A 365-nucleotide genomic window follows, 5' to 3' on the forward strand; every position below is an offset into this window, starting at 1 on the left:
AAGACTCGCACTTGCCCTCTGCGAACTTCTCTGCATGTTCGAGCTGATGCTCATAGACCCGAACCAAGGTTTCCAGATCAGCTTCTTCCTCTTCAGGCTTATCCGCCTTTTCCGGCAATTCGGATTCTGCCTCTTCGCGAACGCTTTCTATTTCAAGTTCGACACGCTTGAGTGCGAGTCTGGCTTCTGTATACGCCGTGTACGCGTTCTTTGCCATCTCGGCCGCAAGCTCTCTGCCGTTCTCTTCGATCAGGTTCTGCGTGACCTCACTCAGCTCTGCATACGCCTCGTTGTATCGGGCGTTATTCTTTTTATACTGCTCGTATTCTTCGGCTTCCTCAATATTAGCGGCCGTCGTATCGAAC

The 365-nt window shown here is 51.5% G+C and carries 1 protein-coding gene; it reads right to left on the bottom strand.

The window, feature by feature from the left end; genetic code table 11:
* On the bottom strand, positions 1-365 hold a 365-nt coding region (locus tag AC1RPW_RS08160), incomplete at both ends, for a hypothetical protein (RefSeq protein ID WP_481769466.1).

Source organism: Dellaglioa sp. CoH-55-MRSF-8 (genome assembly GCF_056782195.1).